Origin of the sequence: Tetzosporium hominis, from assembly GCF_002265435.1 — a bacterium.
GTDB classification, from domain to species: Bacteria; Bacillota; Bacilli; order Bacillales_A; family Planococcaceae; genus Chryseomicrobium; species Chryseomicrobium hominis.
The window spans coordinates 62,950-89,207 of sequence record NZ_NOKQ01000196.1; the positions used below are offsets into that span (position 1 = coordinate 62,950).

The 26,258-nt window shown below is 41.2% G+C and carries 24 protein-coding genes; 11 read left to right on the forward strand and 13 right to left on the reverse strand.

Annotated features, from left to right (window positions below):
• Positions 1 to 28: 28 nt before the first annotated feature.
• Positions 29 to 442: a pyridoxamine 5'-phosphate oxidase family protein gene (locus tag CF394_RS06055; protein WP_094942336.1), complete on the reverse strand. Its 414-nt coding sequence runs from the start codon at positions 440 to 442 to the stop codon at positions 29 to 31.
• A gap of 67 nt (positions 443 to 509) precedes the next feature.
• Positions 510 to 1,043 carry a CAP domain-containing protein gene (locus CF394_RS06060; RefSeq protein WP_165767472.1) on the reverse strand — a complete coding sequence of 178 codons (534 nt, stop codon included), beginning with the start codon at positions 1,041 to 1,043 and terminating at the stop codon, positions 510 to 512.
• Between the two features lie 116 nt (positions 1,044 to 1,159).
• Here CF394_RS06060 and CF394_RS06065 point away from each other — a divergent pair, with 116 nt between their 5' ends.
• Entirely contained in the window at positions 1,160 to 1,720 is a 561-nt protein-coding gene (locus tag CF394_RS06065; protein WP_094942338.1) for a biotin transporter BioY, read from the forward strand.
• On the opposite strand, the gene CF394_RS06070 is transcribed toward CF394_RS06065, so the two are convergent.
• Both CF394_RS06070 and CF394_RS06075 read right to left on the reverse strand, forming a co-directional pair.
• Positions 1,717 to 2,172, reverse strand: a complete 456-nt coding sequence (locus CF394_RS06070) for a VanZ family protein (protein ID WP_094942339.1) — start codon at positions 2,170 to 2,172, stop codon at positions 1,717 to 1,719. The two genes, CF394_RS06065 and CF394_RS06070, sit on opposite strands and share 4 nt — an antisense overlap.
• Positions 2,169 to 2,591: a hypothetical protein gene (locus tag CF394_RS06075; RefSeq protein ID WP_094942340.1), complete on the reverse strand. Its 423-nt coding sequence runs from the start codon at positions 2,589 to 2,591 to the stop codon at positions 2,169 to 2,171. The genes CF394_RS06070 and CF394_RS06075 overlap by 4 nt, the downstream gene beginning before the upstream one ends.
• A 114-nt stretch (positions 2,592 to 2,705) precedes the next feature.
• Here CF394_RS06075 and CF394_RS06080 point away from each other — a divergent pair, with 114 nt between their 5' ends.
• Positions 2,706 to 4,028, forward strand: coding sequence for a diguanylate cyclase domain-containing protein (locus CF394_RS06080; RefSeq protein ID WP_094942341.1), 1,323 nt, complete (start codon positions 2,706 to 2,708; stop codon positions 4,026 to 4,028).
• Positions 4,029 to 4,045: 17 nt separating this feature from the next.
• On the opposite strand, the gene CF394_RS06085 is transcribed toward CF394_RS06080, so the two are convergent.
• From CF394_RS06085 to CF394_RS06095, 3 genes are read right to left on the reverse strand one after another with little or no spacing between them, the layout of a single operon-like run.
• Positions 4,046 to 4,336, reverse strand: a complete 291-nt coding sequence (locus CF394_RS06085; protein WP_094942342.1) for a hypothetical protein — start codon at positions 4,334 to 4,336, stop codon at positions 4,046 to 4,048.
• 57 nt (positions 4,337 to 4,393) lie between these two features.
• Positions 4,394 to 5,029, reverse strand: coding sequence for an HAD family hydrolase (locus tag CF394_RS06090; protein WP_094942343.1), 636 nt, complete (start codon positions 5,027 to 5,029; stop codon positions 4,394 to 4,396).
• Positions 5,022 to 5,567, reverse strand: coding sequence for a DUF2179 domain-containing protein (locus tag CF394_RS06095; RefSeq protein WP_094942344.1), 546 nt, complete (start codon positions 5,565 to 5,567; stop codon positions 5,022 to 5,024). The genes CF394_RS06090 and CF394_RS06095 overlap by 8 nt, the downstream gene beginning before the upstream one ends.
• Positions 5,568 to 5,757: 190 nt before the next feature.
• Here CF394_RS06095 and CF394_RS06100 point away from each other — a divergent pair, with 190 nt between their 5' ends.
• The gene (locus tag CF394_RS06100; RefSeq protein WP_094942345.1) at positions 5,758 to 6,093 is read left to right on the forward strand and encodes a YflT domain-containing protein; all 336 of its coding nucleotides are present in this window, start codon (positions 5,758 to 5,760) and stop codon (positions 6,091 to 6,093) included.
• Positions 6,094 to 6,244: 151 nt separating this feature from the next.
• Here CF394_RS06100 and CF394_RS15925 read toward each other — a convergent pair whose 3' ends face one another.
• Complete coding sequence (locus CF394_RS15925) at positions 6,245 to 11,323, reverse strand: endonuclease (RefSeq protein WP_207761693.1); 5,079 nt, start codon at positions 11,321 to 11,323, stop codon at positions 6,245 to 6,247.
• A gap of 216 nt (positions 11,324 to 11,539) precedes the next feature.
• Between CF394_RS15925 and CF394_RS06110 the strand changes: the two genes are divergently transcribed.
• A complete protein-coding gene (locus tag CF394_RS06110; protein WP_207761695.1) occupies positions 11,540 to 12,706 on the forward strand; it encodes a dicarboxylate/amino acid:cation symporter in 1,167 nt (388 codons plus the stop codon).
• 39 nt (positions 12,707 to 12,745) lie between these two features.
• Here CF394_RS06110 and CF394_RS06115 read toward each other — a convergent pair whose 3' ends face one another.
• Together CF394_RS06115 and CF394_RS06120 are read right to left on the reverse strand one after the other, a co-directional pair.
• Entirely contained in the window at positions 12,746 to 13,372 is a 627-nt protein-coding gene (locus tag CF394_RS06115; RefSeq protein ID WP_094942348.1) for a vWA domain-containing protein, read from the reverse strand.
• A 75-nt stretch (positions 13,373 to 13,447) separates the two neighbouring features.
• On the reverse strand, positions 13,448 to 14,446 hold the full coding sequence (locus CF394_RS06120) for a macro domain-containing protein (RefSeq protein ID WP_094942349.1): 999 nt from the start codon (positions 14,444 to 14,446) through the stop codon (positions 13,448 to 13,450).
• A 154-nt stretch (positions 14,447 to 14,600) separates the two neighbouring features.
• Between CF394_RS06120 and CF394_RS06125 the strand changes: the two genes are divergently transcribed.
• The gene (locus CF394_RS06125; protein ID WP_094942550.1) at positions 14,601 to 16,145 is read left to right on the forward strand and encodes a malate:quinone oxidoreductase; all 1,545 of its coding nucleotides are present in this window, start codon (positions 14,601 to 14,603) and stop codon (positions 16,143 to 16,145) included.
• A 42-nt stretch (positions 16,146 to 16,187) separates the two neighbouring features.
• Here the strand turns inward: CF394_RS06125 and CF394_RS06130 are convergent, their stop codons facing one another.
• Positions 16,188 to 17,489, reverse strand: a complete 1,302-nt coding sequence (locus tag CF394_RS06130) for a hypothetical protein (protein ID WP_094942350.1) — start codon at positions 17,487 to 17,489, stop codon at positions 16,188 to 16,190.
• 235 nt (positions 17,490 to 17,724) lie between these two features.
• Between CF394_RS06130 and CF394_RS06135 the strand changes: the two genes are divergently transcribed.
• Positions 17,725 to 18,156, forward strand: a complete 432-nt coding sequence (locus CF394_RS06135; protein ID WP_094942351.1) for a contact-dependent growth inhibition system immunity protein — start codon at positions 17,725 to 17,727, stop codon at positions 18,154 to 18,156.
• A gap of 28 nt (positions 18,157 to 18,184) precedes the next feature.
• On the opposite strand, the gene CF394_RS06140 is transcribed toward CF394_RS06135, so the two are convergent.
• Entirely contained in the window at positions 18,185 to 19,291 is a 1,107-nt protein-coding gene (locus tag CF394_RS06140) for an IscS subfamily cysteine desulfurase (protein ID WP_165767473.1), read from the reverse strand.
• An 88-nt stretch (positions 19,292 to 19,379) separates the two neighbouring features.
• Here CF394_RS06140 and CF394_RS06145 point away from each other — a divergent pair, with 88 nt between their 5' ends.
• The 3 genes from CF394_RS06145 to nadA are packed head-to-tail and all read left to right on the forward strand — an operon-like array spanning position 19,380 to position 22,851.
• Positions 19,380 to 20,903 (forward strand): L-aspartate oxidase, encoded by a 1,524-nt coding sequence (locus CF394_RS06145; protein WP_094942353.1) that lies wholly within the window; start codon positions 19,380 to 19,382, stop codon positions 20,901 to 20,903.
• Entirely contained in the window at positions 20,900 to 21,751 is an 852-nt protein-coding gene (gene nadC / locus CF394_RS06150; RefSeq protein WP_094942354.1) for a carboxylating nicotinate-nucleotide diphosphorylase, read from the forward strand. Before CF394_RS06145 ends, nadC begins: the two co-directional genes overlap by 4 nt.
• Positions 21,748 to 22,851: a quinolinate synthase NadA gene (gene nadA / locus CF394_RS06155; protein WP_094942355.1), complete on the forward strand. Its 1,104-nt coding sequence runs from the start codon at positions 21,748 to 21,750 to the stop codon at positions 22,849 to 22,851. The genes nadC and nadA overlap by 4 nt, the downstream gene beginning before the upstream one ends.
• 150 nt (positions 22,852 to 23,001) lie before the next feature.
• On the opposite strand, the gene CF394_RS06165 is transcribed toward nadA, so the two are convergent.
• Complete coding sequence (locus tag CF394_RS06165; RefSeq protein ID WP_094942357.1) at positions 23,002 to 23,865, reverse strand: DegV family protein; 864 nt, start codon at positions 23,863 to 23,865, stop codon at positions 23,002 to 23,004.
• A gap of 101 nt (positions 23,866 to 23,966) precedes the next feature.
• Here CF394_RS06165 and CF394_RS06170 point away from each other — a divergent pair, with 101 nt between their 5' ends.
• Both CF394_RS06170 and CF394_RS06175 read left to right on the forward strand, forming a co-directional pair.
• On the forward strand, positions 23,967 to 25,571 hold the full coding sequence (locus CF394_RS06170) for an ATP-binding protein (protein WP_094942358.1): 1,605 nt from the start codon (positions 23,967 to 23,969) through the stop codon (positions 25,569 to 25,571).
• A complete protein-coding gene (locus CF394_RS06175) occupies positions 25,555 to 26,232 on the forward strand; it encodes a response regulator (protein ID WP_094942359.1) in 678 nt (225 codons plus the stop codon). The genes CF394_RS06170 and CF394_RS06175 overlap by 17 nt, the downstream gene beginning before the upstream one ends.
• The last annotated feature ends 26 nt before the right edge of the window (positions 26,233 to 26,258 follow it).

Here is a 26,258-nt window from a genome sequence, read left to right on the forward strand (position 1 = left end):
CCTTTTTGGTTTTGACCTAGTATCTAAATTAAAACTGAATATCTTGCGGAGGCTCTCCACTTTTGTTCATCAATCGAGCCGACTCAGGCGTTACTTTTAAAATAACCAGCTTTGGATCATGTGGTCCTTCAAACCAATTTTTCATTCGGTCATTCCAAATCTTTTCTTTTAAACTCTCATCATCAGAAATCGAGACACGCCCCAAAATTTCCAAATAGGCATCTCCAAAACCTTCCCCTTCATATCCGATCAAAATATGTGTATACGGGTTAGATTCCAGTTCATCTACTTTTTCAGAACCTTTACTAGTCGGAGTAAATAATGTAAAGCCATCATTCAAAAATGTCATATAGCGACTATGAGGTTTTCCCTCACTTACAGTAGCCATCGTCCCTAAACGACTTTCATCCAAAATACGCAATGCAGTTTCTTTTGCCTCCATCAATGTCACACTCCTTCAGTCTGAGTTACAGCCAGTATTCCCTTCCTCTAGAGCTTTAAACGCGAGGTCAGTAAGCCGTGAACATTTGAACCCAGTAGGTTCCGTAATCGCCTCCGCCTTCAGTAAATCCAAAACCTATATGAGTGAACATAGGGTTTAGGATGTTCTCGCGATGCCCAGGACTATCCATCCACCCTTGATGAACTTCATCGACCGACAATTGTCCTGCAGCAATGTTTTCACCAGATGCAATCCAATCAATCCCGAACTGCGTCAACATCTCACTAGGTGCCCCATATGTTGGAGATTCATGTTCAAAATAATTGTTTGTCAACAAATCTTGTGCTTTGAGCTGTGCCACTTTTGCAACTTGTGGGTCATAGACTAATGGTTCAACTCCTTCTTCAGCACGAGCTTCATTCACTTTAGTAAGGAGTTCTTCTTCATAACTTGAGAGATCCACTGGCTCTACTGAATTCGGTAATACAATTCGCACTTTCTCTTGGGGGGATAATTCGACTTCTATAGGAGCTATGACACAACCTGTTAAAAGAACACTAAGTACCCCCATAAAAATCATTTGAGTTAATGACCTCCACATACGCATCACTCCCGCTAAAAATTTCTTGACGCATGAATTAATTATCAGTATCCTAAATATGTGTTAACCATAATTATATTTAGGTTAACTCATTTTACATAAAGGTGGATGACAACATGAGAAATGAACGTTTGAAAATGATGATCGTCAGCGCACTATTTGCTGCTATCATTGCAGTGTTTGCCCAAATCACGATTCCGCTTCCCTTCACAGCTGTACCTATTACAGGTCAGACACTAGCAATTGGACTCGCAGCTACGATTTTAGGAAGCCGTTATGGCACACTATCCGTTGCCATTTACTTGCTTCTTGGAGCTGTTGGAGCTCCTGTATTTGCAGGAATGAGTGGTGGTCTCGGTGCATTAATCGGTCCAACAGGGGGCTATTTGGTTGGGTTCTTACCAACTGCATTTATCATTGGGTATTATCTTGAAAAAACGAGCTTCACTGTAAAACAAGCCATTGTAGCAAACCTTATTGGAATGTTCGTCACTTTGGCATTCGGAACTGCTTGGCTGAAGTTTGCAGCTGAGTTGCCTTGGACTGCAGCAATTACTGGAGGAGCTACGCCATTTATTCCACTAGGAATCTTAAAAGCAGTGCTAGCAGCAGCTGGTGGGATTGCAGTGCGCAATCGTTTGAAAGCAGCGCGTTTATTAACAGTACAAACCAATTAAGAAGATTTGCGGCCCGGAGACAGGAGTCTTCGGGTCATTTGAATTCCGAATAGTACTAGCATCGCTAAAGCTGCGCCAGAGCTGTCAATCCCGACGTCTCGCAATTGACCGCCTCTACCTTCGACAAATAATTGATGAAACTCATCCGTACAGGCATAGAAAGTAGCTAGTCCCCATGCCAAAAAATATCTAGTGAATCCTTTCTTCGCTAATGCCATCCAAAATACTATCGCAAGTCCAAAATAGGCAATAAAATGAGTGGACTTTCGTAACAAGTGATTCAATTGATCAAGTGTTGAGGGAGGTTGGAAAGCCTCTTCCCCTACTAATTCGATAACGACTTCTGTGACACTGGTACTTAGTTCATTTGAATGGACTGCGGGTTGATGAGATAAGTAAAAAATAACAGCCATATAAAGTACTGCAACTCCCCACCAAAAACGAAATTTCACGATACCTGTTTCTCCTTTTTCTTCACTTCACGGCGACGATCCAAAAATGCGATAAAGTTAAGGTAACTTATTAAAAATGCTAAAAACACGGTCACATTTTGAGCAGTTCTTGCTGCCGATTCCAACACATAAAATCGATCCAGTTCTGCATTACTCTTTCCATTGTATCCCATTTCAACAATAGTATACAGAATGATGGCCGCTAAAAAGACGGCAACACCTCCGCCTATAACTGCAATCAATAAAGATAGCCACCCCGTAGGCATTTTATTTTGGATTTTTTTCGCTACACTGTATCCAATAATGATGAGTAATAGGGGCAACGTTATAAACAAGAAAAGAAAAGGCTGTGTGATAGATGCAAAGACTAGTATAGCTGTGACCACAGCTATAGAAATTTTAGTTCGTTTTGAAATCATAGTTGAATTCCTTTCCACTAAAAGTGCATATACATTTAGTATAAACCTCAAAAATCTACATTCAACCTCAATAAATATGGCATAATAAGAAAAAAGGTGCTGGAGGCGGGTCACATGCGGATCAAACAATTATTTGATGAACTGGGTAGTGATTTTCTGTCACTGGTAATGCAAACTTTCGATCAGATTGATGACCTCGTTTTTGTAATGAGTTTCAATGGAAACGATTACGAATACATTTACGCCAATAAAGCGGCCAAAGAAACTGTTCGGCTTCCAGACTTATCAAACCATGTCACTATGAGGTCTATGGTATCTGAACATGCCTATATTTCTCTCAGAAAACACTATGACCAGGCAAGGCTCTCCATGGAAAAAACTCGCTTTAAAATGCCCATTGAGCATAAAGGACAACATTATATCGGAGAAAGTTTGCTAACTCCTATTTATATGGAAAAATTGGATATACATTTTATCATGGCCATCGTTCGAGATATCACTGAACATGAGCACTCACTTCAGCATTTAAAAGAAGCCCAGCGTCAAATTGATGAGGAACGGCTTCGACTTGAGTCTCTCATTGAATTGAATAACGAAGCGATTTTTCAAGTAGATACACACGGGCACATCATTAAATGCAACCCTGAAGCTAAATCTTTTCTCAAAGCTACAGCTGGGGAACTTGAAGGCAGCAACCTGTCGGATTGGTTTCGAGAGTCGTTCTTTGAAGAATGGTTTACAACCGAGCCAAAACCTAAAAAGACGTCACGGCATGAATTATGGGTGACTCGAGTCCACCAAGAAGAAGCACACTATATCAAAGTGAAATTCATTCCTATTTTTATCGCTGAACAACAACAAGGTTGGTATCTATTAGTACGTGATGCTACAGCGGAGACAAATCTGCAACATGAACTACAGCGGATGGCTTTTATCGATCATTTGTCTGGACTCCCTAACCGCCGTGCTTTCGATGATAAGATGGACTATCTACTCCAACAGACTGCAGGCACTGGAGATTTACTCGCTATCTTTTTAATAGATGGGTACCGCTTCAAAGATATTAATGATACATTTGGACACGATGCAGGTGACGCCGTCATTCAAGAAACTGCTAAGCGTATACAACGTGTTCTTCGTGACCATGATATTGTAGCGCGTTTTGGTGGAGACGAATTTGCCGTCATTATCCCTCAAATAAAAGACATTGAGACAATCGAAGAAGTAGCAAGGCGCATACTTATTCAGTTTGAAGAGCCTTTCTCTTATCAAGACTACTCCATCCCTATCCGAATTGGAATGGGTGGCGCCTACTTCCCAGGAACTGCAAAAAACAAAAACCAATTGCTTAAAGAAGCAGATTATGCGCTTTATGAAATCAAAGAAGCTTCGGGTGTTGGATTTCAACTATATAAAAAAATGCCAATCGATCAATGAATCGACTGGCATTTTTTCTATTCTTTTCGGGTTAAGAGTTCAATTGCATACGCAACTGCTGTCAAAAGATGCAGGAACCAACCTAAGAACGGAATCCAAGCTAGTGCATTCGTCACCATACCGATGATAGATGCTACTTTTGCTCCTCCTGATTTTAATGCAAGGATAAAGACAATTGCATGGATTACAAAACCGAGTCCTAGGGCTCCCCAACCAGAACCAATTACGATAGATCCACCAACTACGGGAATAGCTAATACCGCTTGATAAATCAACGCAACGACTTTTGCAACTTTAAGTGTACTCATGAAAAATCGCTCCTTTTAACTTGTATAGTAGTTATACGGATACGTCTTCAAAAAGTTTCATTTCGCTTCAATTGTTCTCATTAATTCAGGAAGGTCTTGAATAGCATTTAAAGTATAATCCACTTCACTAGGATGCCCAAAACCATAAGCTGCGTAAATGAATGGAATTTCTGCAAATCGTGCCGCATCCAAATCCCCTTGCGTGTCACCGACATACACCGATTGTTTTAATCCATTACGATTCTGCACTAGTGCAATATTTTCTCCTTTTGACAAGCCTGTACGCCCTGGATTTTCAAAGTCTTCAAAGTAATGTTCCAACCCATGTGCTTCATAAAAAGCTTCTATATAACCATCTTCACAATTAGAGACAATAAACAGACGATATGTTTTTTTAAGTTCTTCAAGTGTTTCCTCTAACCCATCAAATAGGATTCCACCCTGCTTACGAATTAATTGCTGATCCACTCGTGCGCAAGCATCCATATAAGCTTGTCTTTGTTCGAGGGAAGCATTCGGGAACAATTTTTCTGCAATTTGAGGAATCTGAAGCCCCATCAAGCTACCAATGTCATCTTTTGTGTAACCTGGATGGCCATCAATCTCTTGTTGAATCGCTTGAGTCCAAGCATCGGCAATCGTTTGTCTGGAATCCCATAAAGTGCCGTCTAAGTCGAAAATGATACTATCCATTTGGTACCCCCTGTTTTTTCCGATTTCGCTTCATAGATTTTGTAATATAGCCGCCTTTAAAATTTCGAGGTTCATAAGAAACGATAAAGGCATTCGGTTCATAGTGGCTTACTATCCTGATGAACTCCTGCTCCCTATCGCGTCGAGCCGTGCAATCAAGTCGGTACCTGCGCGCCTCATTCATACCTTCTACTTCCGAAGTCGAGACACTGAATCCTTCATTTCGTAAACGATCAATCATCTCTTCATTCTTATTCATAACATTGACTTCAAGTGATACATATCCGATAGCTAATCGCTGCTCTAGTATTTGCCCTAAGTAAAGTCCAATCCCGAATCCTAGTGCGTACGAAATCATATTCATGTAATTTGAAAGATCGCTAAACACAATCCCCAGTGCTACCACATAAATGATACCTTCTAATATTCCAAAGCCTGCCGCCTTCGCTTTCATGCCTTTTACCATCATAATCGTCCGAAGTGTCAAAATCGGCACATAGATGAGTTGAGCAATGAAAATGATGAGTGCGTCTAGCATAGTCTCACGTCCTTTTCTATCAAGATGCTCCGTCTAGTCTATCAGTAGAGAAAGCCAAGTTGCAAGGAGAGAGACTAGTAAAAAACTACCTATTTTAGACAAAGACGTTTTACAAAGCTCTAATTGTGGAAATGTAGGAGTGGCAGCACAGTATTTCGCATTTCAAAACATTTAAGGAGGCAATTCATTTATGGAAAATCGTTATTACAGAACGTTTGACAATGAGCAAGACCTTCAGACTGAAATGGACCGACTACGTGCAGAAGGATATACAGATGAAGATATGTACCTGATGTCAAAACGGGATGACCGGATGAGCATTTATAGAGGTCATAACGAACATGAAGGACACGAAAAAGAAGGACTCTGGGAAAAGTTCAAAGAGTTTGTTACCGGAGATGACACGGACGAACACTTCAACCGGATGAGTTTTGAAGAAAGTGAACGCAAACAGTATTATGATGATGTCAACAATGGAAAACATTTATTATACGCAGACCGAGAATTCGGAAGAAGACCTTACTAACAACAAGTGAATAGAATTTAAGAATGCTGCCATTCTTAAAAAACAAAAAAAGAGCGCTGGTTGGACAGCGCTCTTTTTCATGCCAGACAATGGTTGGCACTAAGTAGTACGTTTCATGTCTAGATAAGTTTCACGAATTCAAAACAATTTTTTAATTAACCCCAAAAATCATTTCTGCCCATTGCGGGTTATCGATAAATGGATTTCGGTTTTCTTGTGCTCCAAAAATACGATTGTTGCGTTCGATTTCCGTTGCATCTACTGGATCTAGTTCGTGCCACTCTAATAATACAGATAGTTTGCCGTGATAAGGAGCAGAGCCATTTCCTACGATTTCGTTCAACTCAAGATCCACACTATCCGTTTCGTCATAGCGAGTTGCCATATAGAACAACATACGTGCGACATCTCCTTTGACTCGTGTTGGAGGCTCAAACGAATCTCCATCACGTTTACAATCTGCACAATTTGTAACTGCACTTCCACCCCAATCAAAATCAAGGTTTCCACGAGAACTATTTACTTGTACATCTGTTGCTCGTAAATGGTGAATATCTGTTCCTGGGCCCATAGATGTACCAAAGTCACCATGTGACTTTGCCCACACGTGTTCCCTGTTCCAGTCCCCTACATCTCCACCGTTTAGTGACTTAGAGCGAGACACACCTGAATAGAACAATTTCACATTGTTTGTGTTATTTGGATCTTCATCCGTGTACTTCAGTGCATCCCATACTTGTGAGTAAGAAAGCACAATCTGCTCATCAATAATGTCGTGAAGAGCGTCTTTCAGCTCTTCACCTGTTAAATTTTCAAGACCTGTGTAATAACCATTTACTGAATCATACCCTGTATGAGTTGGTGGTTCTTCAGGATCCACTGGCTCTTCAGGAGTTTCTGGTTCTTCTTCAGTAGGAATTTCCATCGTAGTAACAAAGTCGATATTCTCTGCTTTTGCAGTCTTCACATACGTAAATTTCTTTACATTGTGTGCATTGCGAATTTCCATCTTGTAACGGCTCATGATGATGACTTCTTGGATTTCAGCACCCTCAAAGTCATAGAGAGCTCCCGGTTTGTTTGGTTTCAATGAAACGGTCTTATCAACAAGACCTGGTCCAGACACTCCCGCTACTTGTGAAAGGACGTTTACACCAAACTTAGAAACTACATTTTCACCGATTGTCACATGGACATTGCTATCTGTGATGTTGATTTTATTAACTTTTTGATTTTCATAAGTCACATAACGAGAGTATGTGATTGGTTTGACTGGCGGTGGTGGTGGAACGACTTCTTTAGTGAAATCAATCTGAACCATTACTGGATCATGATCCGACGCACGTCCATGCTGTTCCATCTTATTAGCATTCACATGCAAGATATCCACTACTGTTTTTGACAATAGGTTTTTCGTTACCAAGATGTGATCAAGCACTTGGTTATTCCCTTGGTAGTAATACGTAAAACGATCTTCTACTGGAACTTGTTCAATCATGTTGACCAGTGAATCCCCTTTTAATGCAGTCAGTGCAGGTGTGAATTCAAAGTCATTCATATCTCCCGCAACTACCACATTTAAGTTTGGATCTTTTGCTAAACCACGGTCAATGAAGTCATTAATCATTGTAGCAAGTTGAATACGTTCCGCTTCTGAACCTAAAACTGGAGGTTGATTTTTACCGAACAGTCCTTGGTCTCCTGATTTAGAGTTCAAGTGAGCTGTGATTACGACTACTTTTTCACCATTGAACATAAATTCCGCGGCTAATGGTTTCCGTGTATTGTCTTGTGGTAAGTCAAGAATACGTCCTGGGTTCAAAGTAAGTGAACCTGAATCTGTCCACTGTGTCCCTTCAATAGCCGTTCCTTTAGTACCTGCAACTAACTCTACACGATCCGTGTTATAAAGATACCCAACACGGATATTACCACCTGGCTGGCCACCATCTTTATTGTACTCTGGTGCGATATCAGTAAATGCATAACTTGGACCACCCGCAGCTTCAATAGCAGCAATTAGACGTTCATACGATTGAGTTGCATCAGCAGTACCAGATGCTGTACCTCCGTCGTTGTCTTGCACTTCTACAAGACCGATGATGTCTGGCGATTTCATTTTCTTCACAAACGAATCTGCAATTTTAGTTACTTTCTCGTCAGGTGTCTGCTCGCTGTTCGCTGAGAAGTTTTCTACATTGTAAGTAGCTACAGTCAGTTTTTCTTCTGCTGCTTCAATTTTAGTAGTTTCATCTGGGTGCTCAGATGCAAGTAATTCTGGAAGTTGATCCACTGATGTAAATACTTTGTAATTCCCAAATCCGTAACCTACAACGCCGATAGGTGCTGTAGCATAACGATCACCCGACTTTGCAACATAGTCTTCGTCGTCAATATCAAAAATGACTCGCTCTGGGTTGTAATCATCGGCTGAAATGTTGATTCCGCCTAATAAGTTGAAATCGTTGTTTGTTGCTTCTGTGTTTACTACAATGACTTCACCATATTTTTGCGGACCAAGAATCTGTGCATTTGGAACCGAGATGCGCATTCCCTCTAAAGATTCCCAGAAATCAATTCCATCTTCTTCTACATCGAATGAAGTTAATCCATCGTTATCGATGTTCTTTGTTGGAGGCATGCGATCCTCACCAATTTTAATTGGTTCTGGAAGCGCTGCTGTCCCCGTTTTAGAAACCGTTGCATTTCCAATACGAGTAATTGGAAGATCTGTTTCACGGTTATCTGAGTAGCCCTCGTAATAATGCTCTTGTACAGTACCACCCACCGTGACAACATCGCCTACAGAGAACTGAGTAGCTGCATTAGGCAAGTTAACTGCTATACCTTCAGATGTTGCTAAGTTATCATCAGGAGTTTGCGTTTGAATGAAGAAGTTTGCTGAGTTATAGAAGTGCGTAATAACTCCTGTCACTCCACCAACTGCAGCCCCTGTATATGGTGAGTAGTGATCTTCACCTTGAATTTCTTGAATCGTTACATTTTCTGTTTTCAGAACTGTGAACTTAAATGTAAACACTTCTGAAGTTTCAGATGCTGTTTCAGCAATTGCTTTGATTGTCGTTGTTTCATTTAAAACAAGTGGAGAGCTATAAACTGCACTTTCTATTGAAGGTGTTGTACCATCCAATGTGTAATAGATTGTTGCATTTTCCCATTCTGTCAATAATTCAATAGCAGTTCCTTCATTGACTGTACCTGGGAAGATGTTAGTGAACACAGCAGGTTTTACAGAAAGCTCAAAGCTCTTTTCTCCAACTGTTTTTAATTGGAATGTTCCATTGAATACGCCTGGAATTCCGTAGATGTCCAAAACATCGCCATTTTTATACTGACGAATGAAATCTTCATACGTAAATCCATTACGATTATCATTTCGAACTAATACAGAAGAACCATCTTCAGTAGTAGCTGTCAACTCAACAGTTCCGAATCCAGCGTCACGGATATTAGAAATTGTTGCTTTTTCCACGATGACACGCTCACCTTGTGTTTCTTCGTTAACACCAGAAGCTGGTACGACTTGTACTTCAGGAAGCGTATTGTTCGTATCTAATTTTGTAATTGTTGGATTCGTGATTTGTAAATCTCCAGAATAGATACCTAAAGTACCTTGAATCTGAATACGGTCACCTTCTACAACTCCAAGATCGGAACCCGTATATACATAAATTCCAGCTGTTGCATCTTGAATGTAGAATCCATTGTTTCCAAACTTTTGTTTGTCCGTCGTTACGATGGCTTCAGTAATCACTTGCGCTCCTTGAGCAGAAGCACGAACTTCAGCGACCGTTTTTGATACAAGCACTGTATAGTCAAATGTGCTAACTTCGCTTGCATCTAATCCGTCTTTGAAAGCAATAGCTTTAATCGTTGTATCCGTTGTGATTTCAATTGGAGTTGCATAAAGCGTACTCTCGATAGTAGGTGTAGAACCATCTGTTGTATAACGAATTTCAGCACCTTCAGTAGCTGTAGTAAGCGTTACTTGCGTCCCTGCTACTACTGCTCCAGGAGCTGGTGACACCGTTACTGCGGCAACTTGAGTTGGCTCTTCTGGCGGAGTCGTTTCTCCAATAGAATGCGAACCTAAATATTCTGCAGTATCTACTGGGTATCCATCCCATTCTACAGAAGGATCAAATGCATCCGTAGGATTTGTATCTCCCGTTAGTACAGAAGCTTTACGCACTAATGTCATGTTTGCCGTAGAAACACCGTTTGCTTTCCATTCAGTTCCTGGGTCTACCCCAACTTGACCAATCGAGTCGATGACAGTATCGCCATTTTTCAAGACTAAAGCGTCATCTCCGTTATAGTAAGTAACTGTACTGGAAACGCCATTTACAGGCTTAAATGCATCTGTGGCACCTGAGTTATAGATGACGAAAGTTTCTCCATCTGCTAATGTGCCCACAAGATCTAATGTGTTCCCCGGGCTAGTAGTCCCGTTTGAATAAAGCTCAACTTTGTATCCGGTCATGTCAACATCTTTACCAGTTCCGTTGAAAATTTCTAGTGCTTTGTTATTCGAATTACCTTCAATATATTCACTGAACAAAAGGTCTGTTGCAACTGGTGCAGCAGTTTCCATTGTATGAGTCCCTAAATACTCAGCAGTATCAATCGCAAAGCCATCCCACTCAACTGAAGGGTCGAATGCATCTGTAGGATTTGTATCCCCAGCTTTTATTGAAGCTTTACGAACTAATGTTGAATTAAGGGTAGTCACTTCATTGGCTGCCCACTCTGTACCTGGATCCACGCCAACTTGACCTAATGAGTCAATTACCGCATCTCCATTTTTTAGTACTAGTGCGTCATCTCCATTAAAGTTGGCTACAGCACTTGGTGCGCCATTAGAAGATTTGAAAGTATCTGTTGCACTTGAGTTATAGAGAACATAAGTTGCTCCATCTGCTAACATACCTTCGAAATTAAAAGTATTTGTAGCAGTTGTGGCACCGTTAGAATAAAGTTCCATTTTGTATCCTGACAAATTAATGTCAGCTCCGGTACCATTGTATATCTCCACGGCTTTATTGCTTGAAGAACCCTCGATATACTCACTAATGATTAAATCTGTGGCATTAGGTGTCGTGATCGCGTAGGCTGCTTGTGGTATGTAAGGTAATACAAGCGAAACGACTAGAACTAGAGCTAAAAAGCTTTTTGTCCATGCCTGTTTGAACAAGTTTGCACTATTCAAGTTTTTCATCCTTCCCCTTTTTAGTGTCATGCCTTTCTATTATATCTGAAAATTGTAAAGAAAGCGTCATTATTTTGAAATCGGTTACATTTTGTGATACAGTAGAGTATTTAATTATTCTTTCTATTCAAAAAATAAGTATTTTTACTATTCCGTGATATGATACGTTCATGAAAAAAACAATTGTATTTTTAGGGAGGACGATTATAGGTGAAAATTAAGTTTGGATTACTACCTCGTATTATTGTTGCGATTATACTTGGTGTCGTACTCGGTTCATTTGTTCCTGTTGAAGTCGTTAGAACTTTTGCTACATTTAACGGAATCTTCGGTGCCTTTTTGGGCTTTGCGATTCCACTCATTATTATTGGGTTCATTACTCCAGGTATTGCTCATATGGGGAAGGGTGCTGGAAAGCTTTTAGGGTTAACAGCTTCTACTGCCTATATTTCTACAATTGTTGCTGGTCTTATAGCATTTATTGTCGGAAGTTTCCTATTACCTGGTTTTGTCGAGAACAATGCAGTAATTGATTTAGAGAATCCTGAAGAATTTTTACAATCTGGATTTTTCACTATTGAGATGGCTCCTATTATGGGAGTGATGAGTGCGTTAATCTTATCTTTCATTTTGGGTATCGGAATCTCTGCCACAGATAGTTTCAACCTAAGAACAATTCTAGATGAATTCCAAAAGATCATTGAAAAAGTAATTACCGTAATCATCATCCCGTTATTACCTATTCATATTCTTGGGATTTTCATGAATATGACATATGGCGGTCAAGTGCAATCCATCTTAGTCGTTTTCTCTAAAGTTTTCCTTGTAATTATTGGGCTTCACATTGTGATGTTGCTGATTCAATATACAATCGCTGGAACAACAGCAGGGGTTAATCCATTCCGTTTATTACGCTCAATGATGCCAGCTTATTTTACAGCTCTTGGCACACAATCGTCTGCAGCTACTATTCCAGTAACGATGCAGTCTGCCAAGAAAACTGGAGTCAATGAAAAAATCGCCGAATTCTCTATTCCGTTGTTTGCTACTATCCACTTGTCTGGAAGTACAATTACACTAGTTAGCTGTGCAATGGGAGTGTTGTTCTTAACAGGTCAAACTCCTGATTTCTTAAGTATGTTCCCATTTATCTTGATGCTTGGTGTTATGATGATTGCAGCACCAGGAGTTCCTGGTGGAGCTGTTATGGCAGCACTTGGCTTGTTAGAGACGATGCTTGGTTTTGATCAAACGATGTTATCTCTTATGATTGCTTTGTACTTGGCGCAAGATAGCTTCGGAACAGCAACAAATGTAACAGGTGACGGCGCATTGACGGTTCTTGTCAATCGCTTAACTGGAAATAAAATCGTAAAGGCATAAAAAGGAACCGGACGAGCTAGTGAGCTTCGTCCGGTTTTATTAGTTTCTCGATTGAAAGTCTTGTTCTACCGCCTCTTTCCAATCTCGTGATACTTTTCTCCCGCTTCTCACAGAAGAAACAGCTTCATTTATAGAAGCGAAATTAAGTTCAGTCCCTTGCTTATCTGCATGATAATTTACCGCGTAATCTCGGTGAATCCCAAATTGTTCTGCAGTTGCAATTGCATCGATATTGGCACCTAAAAATAGAAATTCCCAGCCCAATGATTTCTGTTCTTCTATTAAAGAACGAATTTGATGACGTTTAAACTCAATACTTGCATTCTCCATCCCGTCAGTAGTAATCACAACGAGCACTTTAGTTTCTACATACATTTTATTCTTCTTCACATTTCTTATTTTATGAATACCATACCCAATCGCATCTAACAAAGCCGTCGTTCCTCGAACAAAATAGTCGGCTTCAGTAATAGGTGCAACTTCTTCCAAAGACAAACGGTCATGCAACACTTCTATTTCATGATCAAATAGTATCGTCGTGACAGTTGCATCCCCTTCTAGCTTGCGTTGCTTTTCAAGTAAGCTATTAAATCCACCAATAGTGTCTGATTCCAATCCACCCATTGAACCGCTTCGATCTAAAATAAATATTAGTTCCGTTTTCATTGAAACCCCTCCTTCAGAATTGTATCTAAAGGATACCTTGATTTAGCTTTTCACTGGTCGCTTCCAAAGCGACATTTAAAAAGTCCCTAACAGAGGTTGATGGTATGCAAACAACACTTCATTCACCGTATAGATATCGTAACGGCTCTCTCGGATGAAATACTCCACAATCAAGTCCATCTTTGTGCTCTTTGACAAGGTAAAACCAGCCGCACCTAGAAGTTCCTGCGTCTCTACTAAAGATAATTCTAGCGCAATAGCCAAAGCAAGCGCAGTCGATTTCTTCGGTTGATAGTTTGGATTGGAGCGTATTTTAGAAAACAAGCGCCGGTCTAGATTGGCTTTCTTGTATACTTCAGGGTCTGTGAGGCCACTTTCATCTATCAGACGGAATAGCTTTTCCGCAAAAGGCTCCTCAACTTCATTTAATAAATCGTCTAGCGTGGAACGTCTAGCAGATTCTAGGTTAGGCAAATCATTGAATGAAATAGTTGATTCCTCACGTGTTTCTTGAACCGACCGTTTAAATCGTTTCTCAATGTGATGAACAGCTTGTTCATCAATGAAGCGCTCAATATCCAGTTTTAAATCTTCACTAATTTTTACAGCTTGGCGATCAAACAATACGAGGTAGACTGTCAGTTCACTCGTTTCGATAAAATCCTCTATCGTGTCACGAGCAATCTGAAAGGCTAGCTCTTTTGGAAATCCATAGATACCCGAAGAAATCAGTGGAAAGGCAACTCGGTTCAGTTGATGCTGCTCAGCAAGTTTCAAAGAGTTCCTGTAGCTAGCTTTTAAAAGCTCTACCTCTCCTTGAGAACCTCCCTGCCATCTCGGCCCCGCAGTATGAATCACAAAAGCAGCTGGCAAATCAAAAGCTGGTGTCACTACAGCCTGTCCAGTTTCGATTGGGCTTACTAGTTCGCAGGCTTTAGCTAGTTTTTCTCTTCCTGCTTTCTCAAATATAGCACCACACACTCCTCCACCTTCCCGAAGCTCAGTATTGGCAGCATTTACTATAGCGTCTACTTTTAAATTGGTAACGTCATCTCGAATGATGTAAAACGGCATAAGATGTCCTCCACACAAGTTTTTCTCTATTTTATCCTAATTTTTACATGCGTGCTATCTAGTAAATAATAGTAGAATTTTGTCAATGGAGAGGCGTATAATAGGGAATGTACGTATATAAATCAGGATAAACTCAAGGATGTGGAACGCAATCATGAACAGTCAGGATAAACAGATGGACGTCATTCTAATCGGTGCCGGCGTAATGAGCGCAACTTTAGGTGCCCTTTTAAAAGAATTGGCCCCTCATTGGAATATCAAAGTTTTTGAAAAATTAGATGCAGCAGGCATTGAAAGTTCAAACGAATGGAACAATGCCGGTACAGGACATGCTGCTTTATGTGAACTGAACTACACGCCACAGATGAAAGACGGTTCGATCGATATCACAAAGGCGATTAAGGTCAATGAGCAGTTCCAGTTGTCCCGTCAGTTTTGGTCGTTCCTAGTTGAAAAAGGACTTCTAAAAAAACCAGAAGATTTCATAATGCCAATTCCTCATATGAGTATGGTGCAAGGAGAGGCAGATGTAGACTTCTTACGCAAACGCTTTGAAGCCCTATCAACAAACCCTCTGTTCGAAGGAATGGAATTCTCAGAGGATCCAAAGAAATTGTCAGAGTGGATTCCACTAATCATGAACAACCGTAAAAATAATGAACCAATTGCAGCAACGAAGATTGATTCGGGAACAGACGTAAACTTCGGCGCACTCACTCGCATGTTGTTCGAGTATTTAGAGCAGCAAGATGTAGAAATGAACTACAAACATCGCGTCGACAATTTAACTCGTTTAGAAGATCGCCGTTGGGAATTAAAAGTAACCAATCTCGAAAACAACGCATGGGAATACCATCAAGCTGATTTCGTATTTATCGGCGCAGGTGGCGGAAGCTTACACTTGTTACAAAAATCAGGTATCCACGAGTCTAAAAATATTGGAGGCTTCCCTGTAAGTGGACTCTTCCTAGTTTGTAACAATCCAGAAGTCGTCGAGAAACACCACGCTAAGGTATATGGAAAGGCAAAAGTAGGAGCTCCTCCGATGTCAGTCCCTCACTTAGATACTCGTTATATTGATGGCAAGAAATGTTTATTGTTCGGACCGTTTGCAGGATTCTCACCAAAGTTCCTTAAAACAGGTTCAAACCTCGACTTAATTAAATCCGTCACACCAAACAACGTCTTTACAATGTTGGCGGCTGGAGCAAAAGAAATGTCGTTAACGAAGTATTTGATCGAACAAGTCTTATTGTCTAATGAGAAACGTGTGGAAGAACTTCGTGAGTTCATTCCTGACGCCAAATTAGAGGACTGGGATACAGTTGTAGCCGGTCAACGTGTTCAAGTAATTAAAGATACAGAAGTTGGCGGAAAAGGAACACTCCAATTCGGTACGGAAGTAGTGAGTGCAACTGATGGATCGGTTGCTGCACTTCTTGGTGCATCACCAGGTGCTTCAACAGCTGTGCACGTTATGCTTGAAGTACTAGAACGTTGCTTCCCTGAGTTCATTGAAGAATGGCAGCCTCTTGTTAAAGAGATGGTACCATCTTATGGAGTTTCTCTTTCGAACAACCGCGACATGTTCTGTGACTTGTTGAATTCGACGGCTCGCACGTTGAAATTGACAGAGATGGAAATCGCAAAACAACAGCATGAATCGGTAACGGTTCCAGCCACTCCTGAAACCACATAATGAAAAGCCAATTTCTTCACTACCGAAGAAATTGGCTTTTTTTTATTGATAGATAACGTCGCTGATTTTCATATTTTCCGGATCAAATGCTTCGTATACTTTTAGATCTTCATTAAATGTCAACTGTGTATTGCAAGCTTTGTTTACTATTTCATTATCACTAGCACTCGAGGTTAGCTTTCGCTCAGATCCGTTTTGATAGATGTAATCTCCATCACTCTTTTTATATATCAAATGAGAAGTAGCATCCATTAATAAGATATTTTTTAGATTTTGAATATTATTGATATAGTTTGTGTTGATAACTTGATCTCGTGCTAACAAACATATAGAAGATGTTCCAGTAAACTCTACTTTTTGTTGATTACTATTTGGTGCTGGAACAATCGGGATATCCGCGTTTGGATCTGGGACTACTTCACCTTTAGTAATTAAAATTCGATAAGCTCTCAATTGAGAGTTATGAATCACCGTTTTAGAAAGTGAATCAAAATTAATTGAAATAATATCTCCATAAATAATTGAATTATAGACCGCAAAATGTTTTTGGAATTCAAGTAATTTATTTGAAAGGACTTTCACTTTATTTAAACTTCCTTCATCTACTTGGTGACTTTGAAAAATTGCGTTCCCTTGAAAATGGTAAAAGTCCCCACTGTCGAATAAAAACACTTCATTATTTGCTGTTTGTTTATCATTGGTAAAAACGTTTGTTGTAGTTAAACCTGTGCTCATTTGAGCATACTGTTCAAATGATAGATTCAGAGTGAACGTTTCCGTTTTATCTCCTTGCCACATCAATTGTGAAGGTAATTTTAAATCCACTTGAATAGGTTCGCTTTCCTCATCCTCAGTAAATCCTACTACTTTCAAAGACAACGTCTCAGTTGTAGGGTCAAAAGAAGAACGTTCAATTAAACGATAACCTCGACTTGGAGGCTCCACTATAGTGGTATAACCTGTTTTAATTTCCGTTGGTGTAGTTGGCTGCTCCACGTAATAATTGGATGCATAATAAAGAGACAAGGCATTATTTTTTTCAACTGCTAAATCTTGCATTTCAGCAGTGAGTGCGGAATATCCAAGACCTTGATCTTTGATTGCTTGCATCTCTTGAGTAGTTGTTAAAATCATAGTATTAATATCCGAAACGATTTGCTCTTTATAATACTCTGCTCCCATCTCAGCAAGAGCCGTAGTAACTATAGAAGTATCCGTTTTTTCAACTTGGGCTTTTTGAGAGACGGCAATGCGTGTGAAGGCGAACATAAAGAGCATCATCATCATGATTAACCCTAATGTAATTAGTAAAGTATAGCCATTCTCTGATTTCACTCGCTCCATGAAGCCACCCCCTCAAAATAGTTCTTATATCATTAATTAAACTATGATTCCAAATGAAAATATATAGGACTAAATAATTACGGTTTTTAATTTCCCCTTACTTTTCTATTTTACTATGAAACAACTTTTTATCAAAAATATTTGATTTTCAAAGCAGTTTTGTTTTAAAGTATATGGGTAAACAGACATCATGGAGCCAAATTCTAAACTGAATACTGTAAAGGAGGAATGTACGATGCATCGAACGCACACTTTGTATGATCTTCAGCAGCATCTCAGTACGACCCCTTCTTCTCTTTTTTCATTAGATACTGAGGTTTGGTACCGCACCATTGAACATGAACCCATTTACAAGTTGTCCAATCAAGATTTACTTAAGGTGATTCGTCATCGTTTGTTTACCGATTCGCTGATATTAGAAGGTATCCACCGGCTTTATGAAAACCCTGTCGCTGGCGGTCTGGTAGAAGGAGAAATTCTCCAATCTATAGCCAATTATGTGCCGAAGTCTTTTTACGATTCACACTCTGCTACCAAACACGCATTGAAGGAGTATTGTGTCATGATGGAAACGTTTGACGTGTTTTCATTCTACAGTTGGGAAGATGAGCTAGCGAAACGTAATTCCATTTATGCTTTAGAATCCATTAAAAAAAGAATAAAGTAACAGCAAAAAAACTCCGTAGAAGCTGATTCTACGGAGTTCTTCTTTGTTGCAACCACTGGGTTAACTGATTGACTTGCTCTTGGGTTGTTTGGCGTCCGAAAGAAAAACGAACGAACTGCTTTGCTTCGTCTTGAGAATACTTAAGAGAGGTTAATGTAGACATAGCCTCTCCATGTCCTACTTTACAAGCACTGCCTGTAGAGAACGCAAATCCTCTTCGGTTCCCCTCTAACATAGTGTGCTGACCATCTACTCCGAAGCCTAAAACCCCTAAAATAAACGGTGATTTCTTCGTACGACTTCCCACTACCTCTATCTCATCAGGTAGCGACTTGTGAATAACATCATGTAGCTCTTTAACCCTTTGATAAAGCGCCTTTTGTTCAAGTAAAGCAAGTTCTGCCGCTCTTGTTGTCGCTGCTATTGCTGCTACGTCCAAAGTTCCTGCACGAAACCCTTGTTGATGAGTAGTGCCAGAGTAAACCGACTGCCAGTGATAGGCAGGATTCATCCATACCACGCCACATCCTTTGGGCCCTCCAAACTTATGTCCGGAAACGACAAAGCTAGCCACTTCAGAAGTCCACTTCTCTAAAGAACATTTTCCAAACCCTTGAACCGCATCACAATGGAAAGGGATTTTATAAGTTGCTGCTAACTTTACTAGTTGTTCAACCGGCTGAATGATCCCTGTTTCTGAATTGACCCACTGACAAATCATTAGTAAGTATGAAGAATCTATTTGACGTGCCACTGCTTCTAGATCGACTTCACCTGAAGGCGCAAGCTTCATCCATTCGATTTCAAAACCTTCTGTTTGAAGTTCCCCCAACACCGTCAAAACACTTGCATGCTCTAAAGGACATGCAAGGATCTTCCCACTCTTCCCTTTTACGAATCCACGAATGGCGAGTTGATTCGCTTCACTTGCATTACCAGTAAAAAATACACCTGACGAATCACCTCCAAGCTGACGTCCCCAGAACTGTTGGCATGCAGCAACCACTTGTGCAGCTCGAGTACCAACATCGTGTAAACTCTGCGTATTTCCAAAATTCATCTTGGCAAATTCACTATAAACTTCAAGCGCTTCGTCTCTCATTGGAGCTGTCGCCGCATAATCAAAATAGTTCAACTTTTTCACAACCTTCGATTGTAGCTTGTCTTTCATTTTCTCTCGGTTCATAATAGGTGTCAAGACACTTGTAAAGTTGGTGTAAAGAATGATTGATGTTTGTATAGTCGGAGCCGGACTCGCAGGTTTGAGCGTTGCCTACCGTCTCCCTCCATCGCTAACCACTGTTGTCGTCATGGAATCAGCTACTAAAGGAAATAGTTGGCTCGCTCAAGGTGGTATTGCTGGCGTTCTAGATCCGAAAGATTCAGTTGTGTCTCACCTAGAAGATACGTTATTCGCAGGTGCTTCCCATGTTGACTTTCATGCAGCTCAAAGTATCTTGTCTGAAGGCTCATCGATTCTAAAACATCTTCTTGAAATAGGGTTCCCAGTTGATCGAACATCATCTGGCGTTCCTTTGTATGGAAGAGAAGCAGCACATTCTCATAATCGAATTTTACATGCAGGCGGAGACCAGACCGGTCGTCTTTGGATGAAGCACATTACTAAACATACTAGTCACCTTCCAAAAATCATGAACAGTTCTTTGCATTCCCTTGTAATAGAAAACGGGCGATGCCTAGGGGTTCGGATCACAACGGCTTCGGGAGAGATACAAGAAATTTACGCAAAACAAGTCGTTCTCGCTACAGGAGGTGTCGGCGGTCTATTTGAGATTTCCTCAAACTGTGAATCTGCAATAGGAACGGGGCTCTCCGCAGCTTTTCATGCAGGTGCCAACCTTGTAGACCTGGAATTCATTCAGTTCCATCCGACGGTTGCGGTTGAAGGAGACAGCGTACTTGGACTCATTACAGAAGCGGTTCGCGGAGCTGGAGCCTACTTTACAACAGCAGAAGGAACACCGCTACCAATTGATCCATTAGCTCCCCGAGACCAAGTGGCTCGACAAGTCGAATCTTACTGGCAGGTCGGCGATTCTGTTTATTTGGACGTTTCGGGAATAAAGGACTTGCAAGTTTCCTTTCCAACGATTTTTAATACTTTGAATACCTTCAAGTCCCAAGAAGTTCGTCAGACCAAAAGGATTCCTGTACGCCCTGGCGCACACTTCCATATGGGAGGCATTGAGACCGACCTTGAGGGAAGAACTTCGATTCCCGGCCTCTATGCTGTAGGTGAAGTCGCATGCACTGGTCTACATGGTGCCAACCGTCTTGCTAGTAATTCATTGCTTGAATGTATTGTCATGGGAAAACGTGTCGCCGAGTCTATCGCATGCGGGACAGACACTTCATTAGGTTTCGCATCAGATTCACTGGTATGTCCTCCAAAACAATTGCAGGTCCCGACGCAACAAGAGATGACACGTTATGTAGGAGTTGCTCGCTCAAGAAAACTCGAACAGTTCTCATCAACTCTCCCTCTTTCCAGATGGAACTTACAACATGTAGCAGTGGATGAGATTTCAGCTATTCACCGCTATACTGCAGCAAGCCTTATAGCACAGGCTGCTTCTAGACGAACAGAGAGTCGAGGAGCGCACTCGAGGTCAGACTATCCTAATCCGTCTGATGAGTGGCTGGGATCCGTACTAACTAGGAGAGAAAATGAACTCTCTCTTGTGAAACGCCAACTAGAGACTCCGAAAGTGAGGATTTCTCAATGAACTCTATTTTAATCGAAGAAAAACTTAAATCTTTCTTTTTAGAGGATATTGGTGAAGACGACTTGTCTAGCCGCGTCTTTCCAAGTGACCATCAATCCACCGCAACCGTTAAAGCCAAAGAAAGCGGTATTGCAGCAGGACTGTTTATTTTTGAGATAGGTTACCGCTTACTTGACCCTCGTGTACAAGTGACACTCAAATTGTCAGAAGGACAACCCTTTTTAACAGGAGATACTTTATTAGAAATCAAAGGGCCAACCCGTTCCGTGCTGACAGGTGAGCGTGTGTTATTGAATCTAGTACAGCGGATGTGCTCAATTGCTACATATACACAAGCTTGTGTGAAGCTTATAGATGGCACAAAGGCACAGTTAGTCGACACTCGGAAGACGACTGCCGGACTTCGCATGTTCGAAAAATATGCAGTCCGTGTGGGTGGAGGTTTCAACCATCGCAACGGTCTCTATGATGCTGTGATGTTGAAAGACAATCACATTGCAGCATGCGGCTCGATCACTTCAGCAGTTGCAGAGGCGCGTCTTGCTGTAGGACCTTTAGTAAAAATTGAAGTGGAGGTCGAGACGGAAGCGCAATTACGAGAAGCAATCAGCGCAAGCCCCGATGTCATCATGATTGATAACCAGTCCCCTACTACTATTCGTGCGTGGCGAGAGCTAGTTCCTTCTAGCATCTTACTAGAAGCGTCTGGTGGAATCACAGAAGAAACATTAGCTGCATATGCTGCAAGCGGAGTCGATTTCATCTCGATGGGGGCCCTTACGCATAGCGTAAAACAACTGGACTTGTCTTTAAATGTCACGTCCTCCCGAAAGGAGAGTTTAGTATGAGTTTTCTAGATGTTCTTGAACAAACTTCTGCTTTGCCAGAAATGTATTTAACGTTACCTACTGAAGAATTGCATAAACGTGCCGAAGTGGCCCGTCAAAAACTCGGAAATCGTGTCTACATCCTTGGTCACCATTATCAAAAAGATGAGGTGATTCGCTACGCGGATGCTACGGGAGATTCTTTGCAGTTATCTCAAATCGCAGCACAACAAACGGCTGAGACCATTATTTTCTGTGGCGTTCACTTCATGGCGGAGACGGCAGATATTTTAACGACTCCCGAACAGAACGTCATTTTGCCTGATATGCGAGCGGGCTGTTCCATGGCAGACATGGCGACATTCTCGCAAACAGAACGCGCTTGGGAAGAGTTACAAGAAGTATTTGGCGATACGATTTTGCCTTTGACTTATGTCAATTCAACAGCGGCAATTAAATCGTTCGTTGGTAGTCACGGAGGTGCAACAGTTACTTCATCGAATGCGCATCAGATGGTCGAGTGGGCTTTCACCCAGAAACCACGCCTATTGTTCTTGCCTGATCAACACTTAGGACGTAACACTGCCTCTGATTTAGGCATTCCTCTTGAACAGATGGCCATTTGGGACCCGATCCGCAATCGCTTGGAACTAAACTGTGCCACAGAGGATGTTCGCGTCATCTTGTGGAAAGGGCACTGCTCCGTCCATATGAACTTTTTACCAAAGCACATTGAGAACCTCCGTCAAAATGATCCCACAAGAAGAATCTTAGTTCACCCGGAGTGCACGCATGAAGTTGTAACGGCTTCTGACGACAACGGTTCGACAAGCTATATCATCCAGCAAATCCAAAAAGCGCCAGCTGGTTCTAAATGGGCAATCGGTACGGAGATGAATCTCGTGAACCGCTTGATTGCCGACAATCCACATCTCGACATTGTGTCACTGAATCCATTTATGTGTCCGTGTCTGACGATGAACCGAATTGACTTGCCTCACTTAACGTGGGTATTAGAAGAATTGGTGGAAGAGCGTATAGTGAATCCTATTAAAGTGGACCAAGACACGCAACATAACGCCAAACTAGCACTGGAGCGTATGTGGCATCATCTTGGCTAATTGAAAAAACTCGCGCCCTTTTTGGGAACGCGAGTTTTTGTATTGTAGAAGAAACTTCGGAATATGCCGAAGAAAAAACAAAATTTGAAGAAGAAAACCCCAATCTTGTCGAAGAACGACCGCTCAGTCCTCCCCCTGCCTACCTCAACTTTACTTTTCCATAAAGAACAACGACAAACCGCCTGGTCCAACATGTGTTGCAACGGCCACGCCCATCTGCATAATATAAATATCGCCAGTAAATGTCGTTTCCGACCGCAATTTGTCTTGCAAATCAAGGGCTACTTGACGGTCCGTCGTATACCCTATTAACACGAAGTTTGTTTGCTCTGTGTCAATTCGCTTTGAAAACTCTTCGATATAATGTTTGAAAACACGGTTGCGTCCCCGTTCTTTGGCAACGACCGCACCTTTTCCATCTTTCATGGACATGATTGGCTTAATATTCAGCAGTTTGCCTATAACTGCGCTCGCTCCTGAGATCCGACCACTACGAATCAAATGACTCAGATCATCTACAGAAAGATAATGGTTCACTTTTGTTTTATGAGTCTCTACGAAGTGGACAATATCTTCAAATGAGTAGCCATTGTCTCTCATCTGAGCGCTCTTCATGAGCAACCAACCACTTCCATGGCTCATAGACTTAGAGTCTAGAATATGGATTTTCACATCCGATTCAGGATGCTCCTCTAAAAATTGTGATTTCCCTAATTCTCCAGATTGATACGAAGCACTCGTTCCACTGGACATACAGATACATAAAATTTCTTTGTGTCCGTCATCTACTGCTTTTTGAAACACGTCAGCATACAGTCTTGGACTTGGTGCACCAGTAGACGCCTGCTCGCTTCCCGCTTGTAGTTTTTGAAAATAACTGTCTGTCGTAATATCAATCCGGTCTTGATAATCTGTTCCTTCTATGGTTACTGTTAAAGGGATAAGATCAATAGAATAAGATGTCAGCACATCTTGAGAAATATCACATGTAGAGTCAGCTAGTAATTTCATCATAGTTAGGTACCACCTTTTTTGCAGTTCTAATCAGTGTAAGCGATTTCGTTAGTAGTTGTTAGTGACATGTGTCATGAATAATGAAGGAGTTATATTAAATTATGAAAAACACTACTTTACAGTTTCGAATCATGAAGTATATGCTCGCTCTCACCATCACTGTAGTTATCCTTGTTATTACAGCATCCTACTTCGTCATGGCCCATAGTGTGAAACAAGAAATTGGAGAACGCGCGTTAAATATTGCAGAAACCACAGCCCAACACCCAGACGTCATTCGAGCTTTACAACTACCCGAATCCACCCCTGAAATACAACAACTTGCTCTCGACATCCAACAAGAGGTCAAGGCCCAGTATGTCGTCATTGGAGATGAAAATGAGATCCGCTACGCACATCCTATCACAGAGCGAATCGGCCAGAAGATGGTCGGTGAAGATAACGACAAGGCACTTCTAGAAGGGCAATCTTATATTTCTGAAGCCACTGGAACACTCGGTAGAGCTATACGAGGAAAAGCACCTGTTATTGATGACAACGGGACCATCATCGGGGTAGTTTCCGTGGGGTTTTTACAAGACACGGTCTTTCAGACTAATCTTCAGTACGCCAAATATTTAGTCTTAATATTTGCGATTGCAGCTCTTGTAGCAATGGGAATTTCACAATTTTTGACTCGTCGCATCAAACATCAATTGCTTGATTATGAACCAGAAGAAATTGTGTCCTTGTTAACTCAGAGGAATGCTCTACTTGCTTCGATTCGAGAAGCCATCATCGTTACAGACACATCTGGCCAAATTGTCTTGAGTAATCCAGCGGCCGATGCCTTCTTTCCTGGAAAGACTTCGATTCAAGGTCTAGAAATCCAAGAAATCATTCCTAATACAAGACTTCTCGATATTATGAAATCTGGACAAACGGAACTAGATAAAGTCATGGTGGTTGGTGGCAATGAGACATTGGTCAACCGAATTCCTATAGTACGAAACGGAGAAGTAACTGGAGCGATTGCTAGCTTCCGCAAAATAGAGGATATTGACACGATTGCAGAAGAACTTGCACAAACCAAGCAGTATTCGGAGTCTTTACGCGCACAGACACATGAACATCAAAACTTCTTGTATATGATTTCAGGATTACTCCAGCTTCAAGAATATGAGGAAGCAGTTGACCTTATCCACCAACAACAGACAGAAAATGCATCATTGATCACATTCATTTCTCGTCACATCCAAGAACCTTACATCAGTGCTATGGTAATTGGATTTTATAACCGTGCGAGAGAACTTAAGGTTGACTTAGAATTAGATGAAGATAGTTCCTGCGGCGTGCTCCCTTCGACAATTGAAAAGCATCTCCTGCTTCCGGTTATCAGTAATTTAATAACCAATGCGTTTGAAGCGGTTGAAAAACTCCCTCTCAAAGACCGTAAAGTACGAATATATGTGAAAGATACAGAGAAAGAATTGGTTGTAGAGATAGAAGATTCAGGGGAAGGAATCGATGTAGCTAGACTTCCCGAACTATTAAAAGGGAAACAATCTACAAAAGATGCGAAGACACGTGGCTACGGCTTAGCGATCGTGCAGGAAAATGTAGCCTTATTAAATGCCACCCTCTCTTTAGAAAACGGAGATCTTGGTGGTGCACTATTTGTACTTGCCATTCCAAAGGAGGATGTACCTGATGACACGTCCCATTGAAGTGCTGATTGTGGAAGATGATCCACGAATTGCACGGATTCATGAAAAGTTTGTAGCTTCAGTCGATGGCTTTACTGCAGTAGGAATCGCTCACACTGTTGAAGAAGCGAAGATGTGGATGGATGAGTTGCAACCGCAACTCGTTTTAGTCGATGTTTATCTACCTGATGACCTAGGAACTCAGTTTGTAGATTATGTGAAGCAGTTGTACCCTTATACTGATGTAATTTTGATAACAGCTGCAACTGAAGTAGATGTAGTTCGCAAAGCTTACGCTGCTGGCATAGAAGATTATCTACTGAAACCCGTCACCATGCAGTCGTTCACCGATAGTATAACCAGCTATAAAGAAAAAAAGCAGTTGCTAACCTCGACAACGGAATTTACGGAATCTCAAATCCGACAGTTGTTTAAGAAGACCTCACAACCCGATATGGAAGCCGCTCCTAAAGGTATTGATCGCCTGACTCGTGAAAAAGTGTCTAGCGTCATCTCAAAACATCCTGACGGCATTACGGCAGAACGATTAGGTGCGGAACTAGGCATGAGCCGCTCTACTGCAAGACGCTATTTAGAGCACCTAGTGACTGAAAACACTCTTCTTGTCGAACAAGTCTATGGCTCTGTCGGCCGACCAGAACGTCGCTACTTTCTAAAATAGTTACTCTCCAAAACTAAAATTTAGAA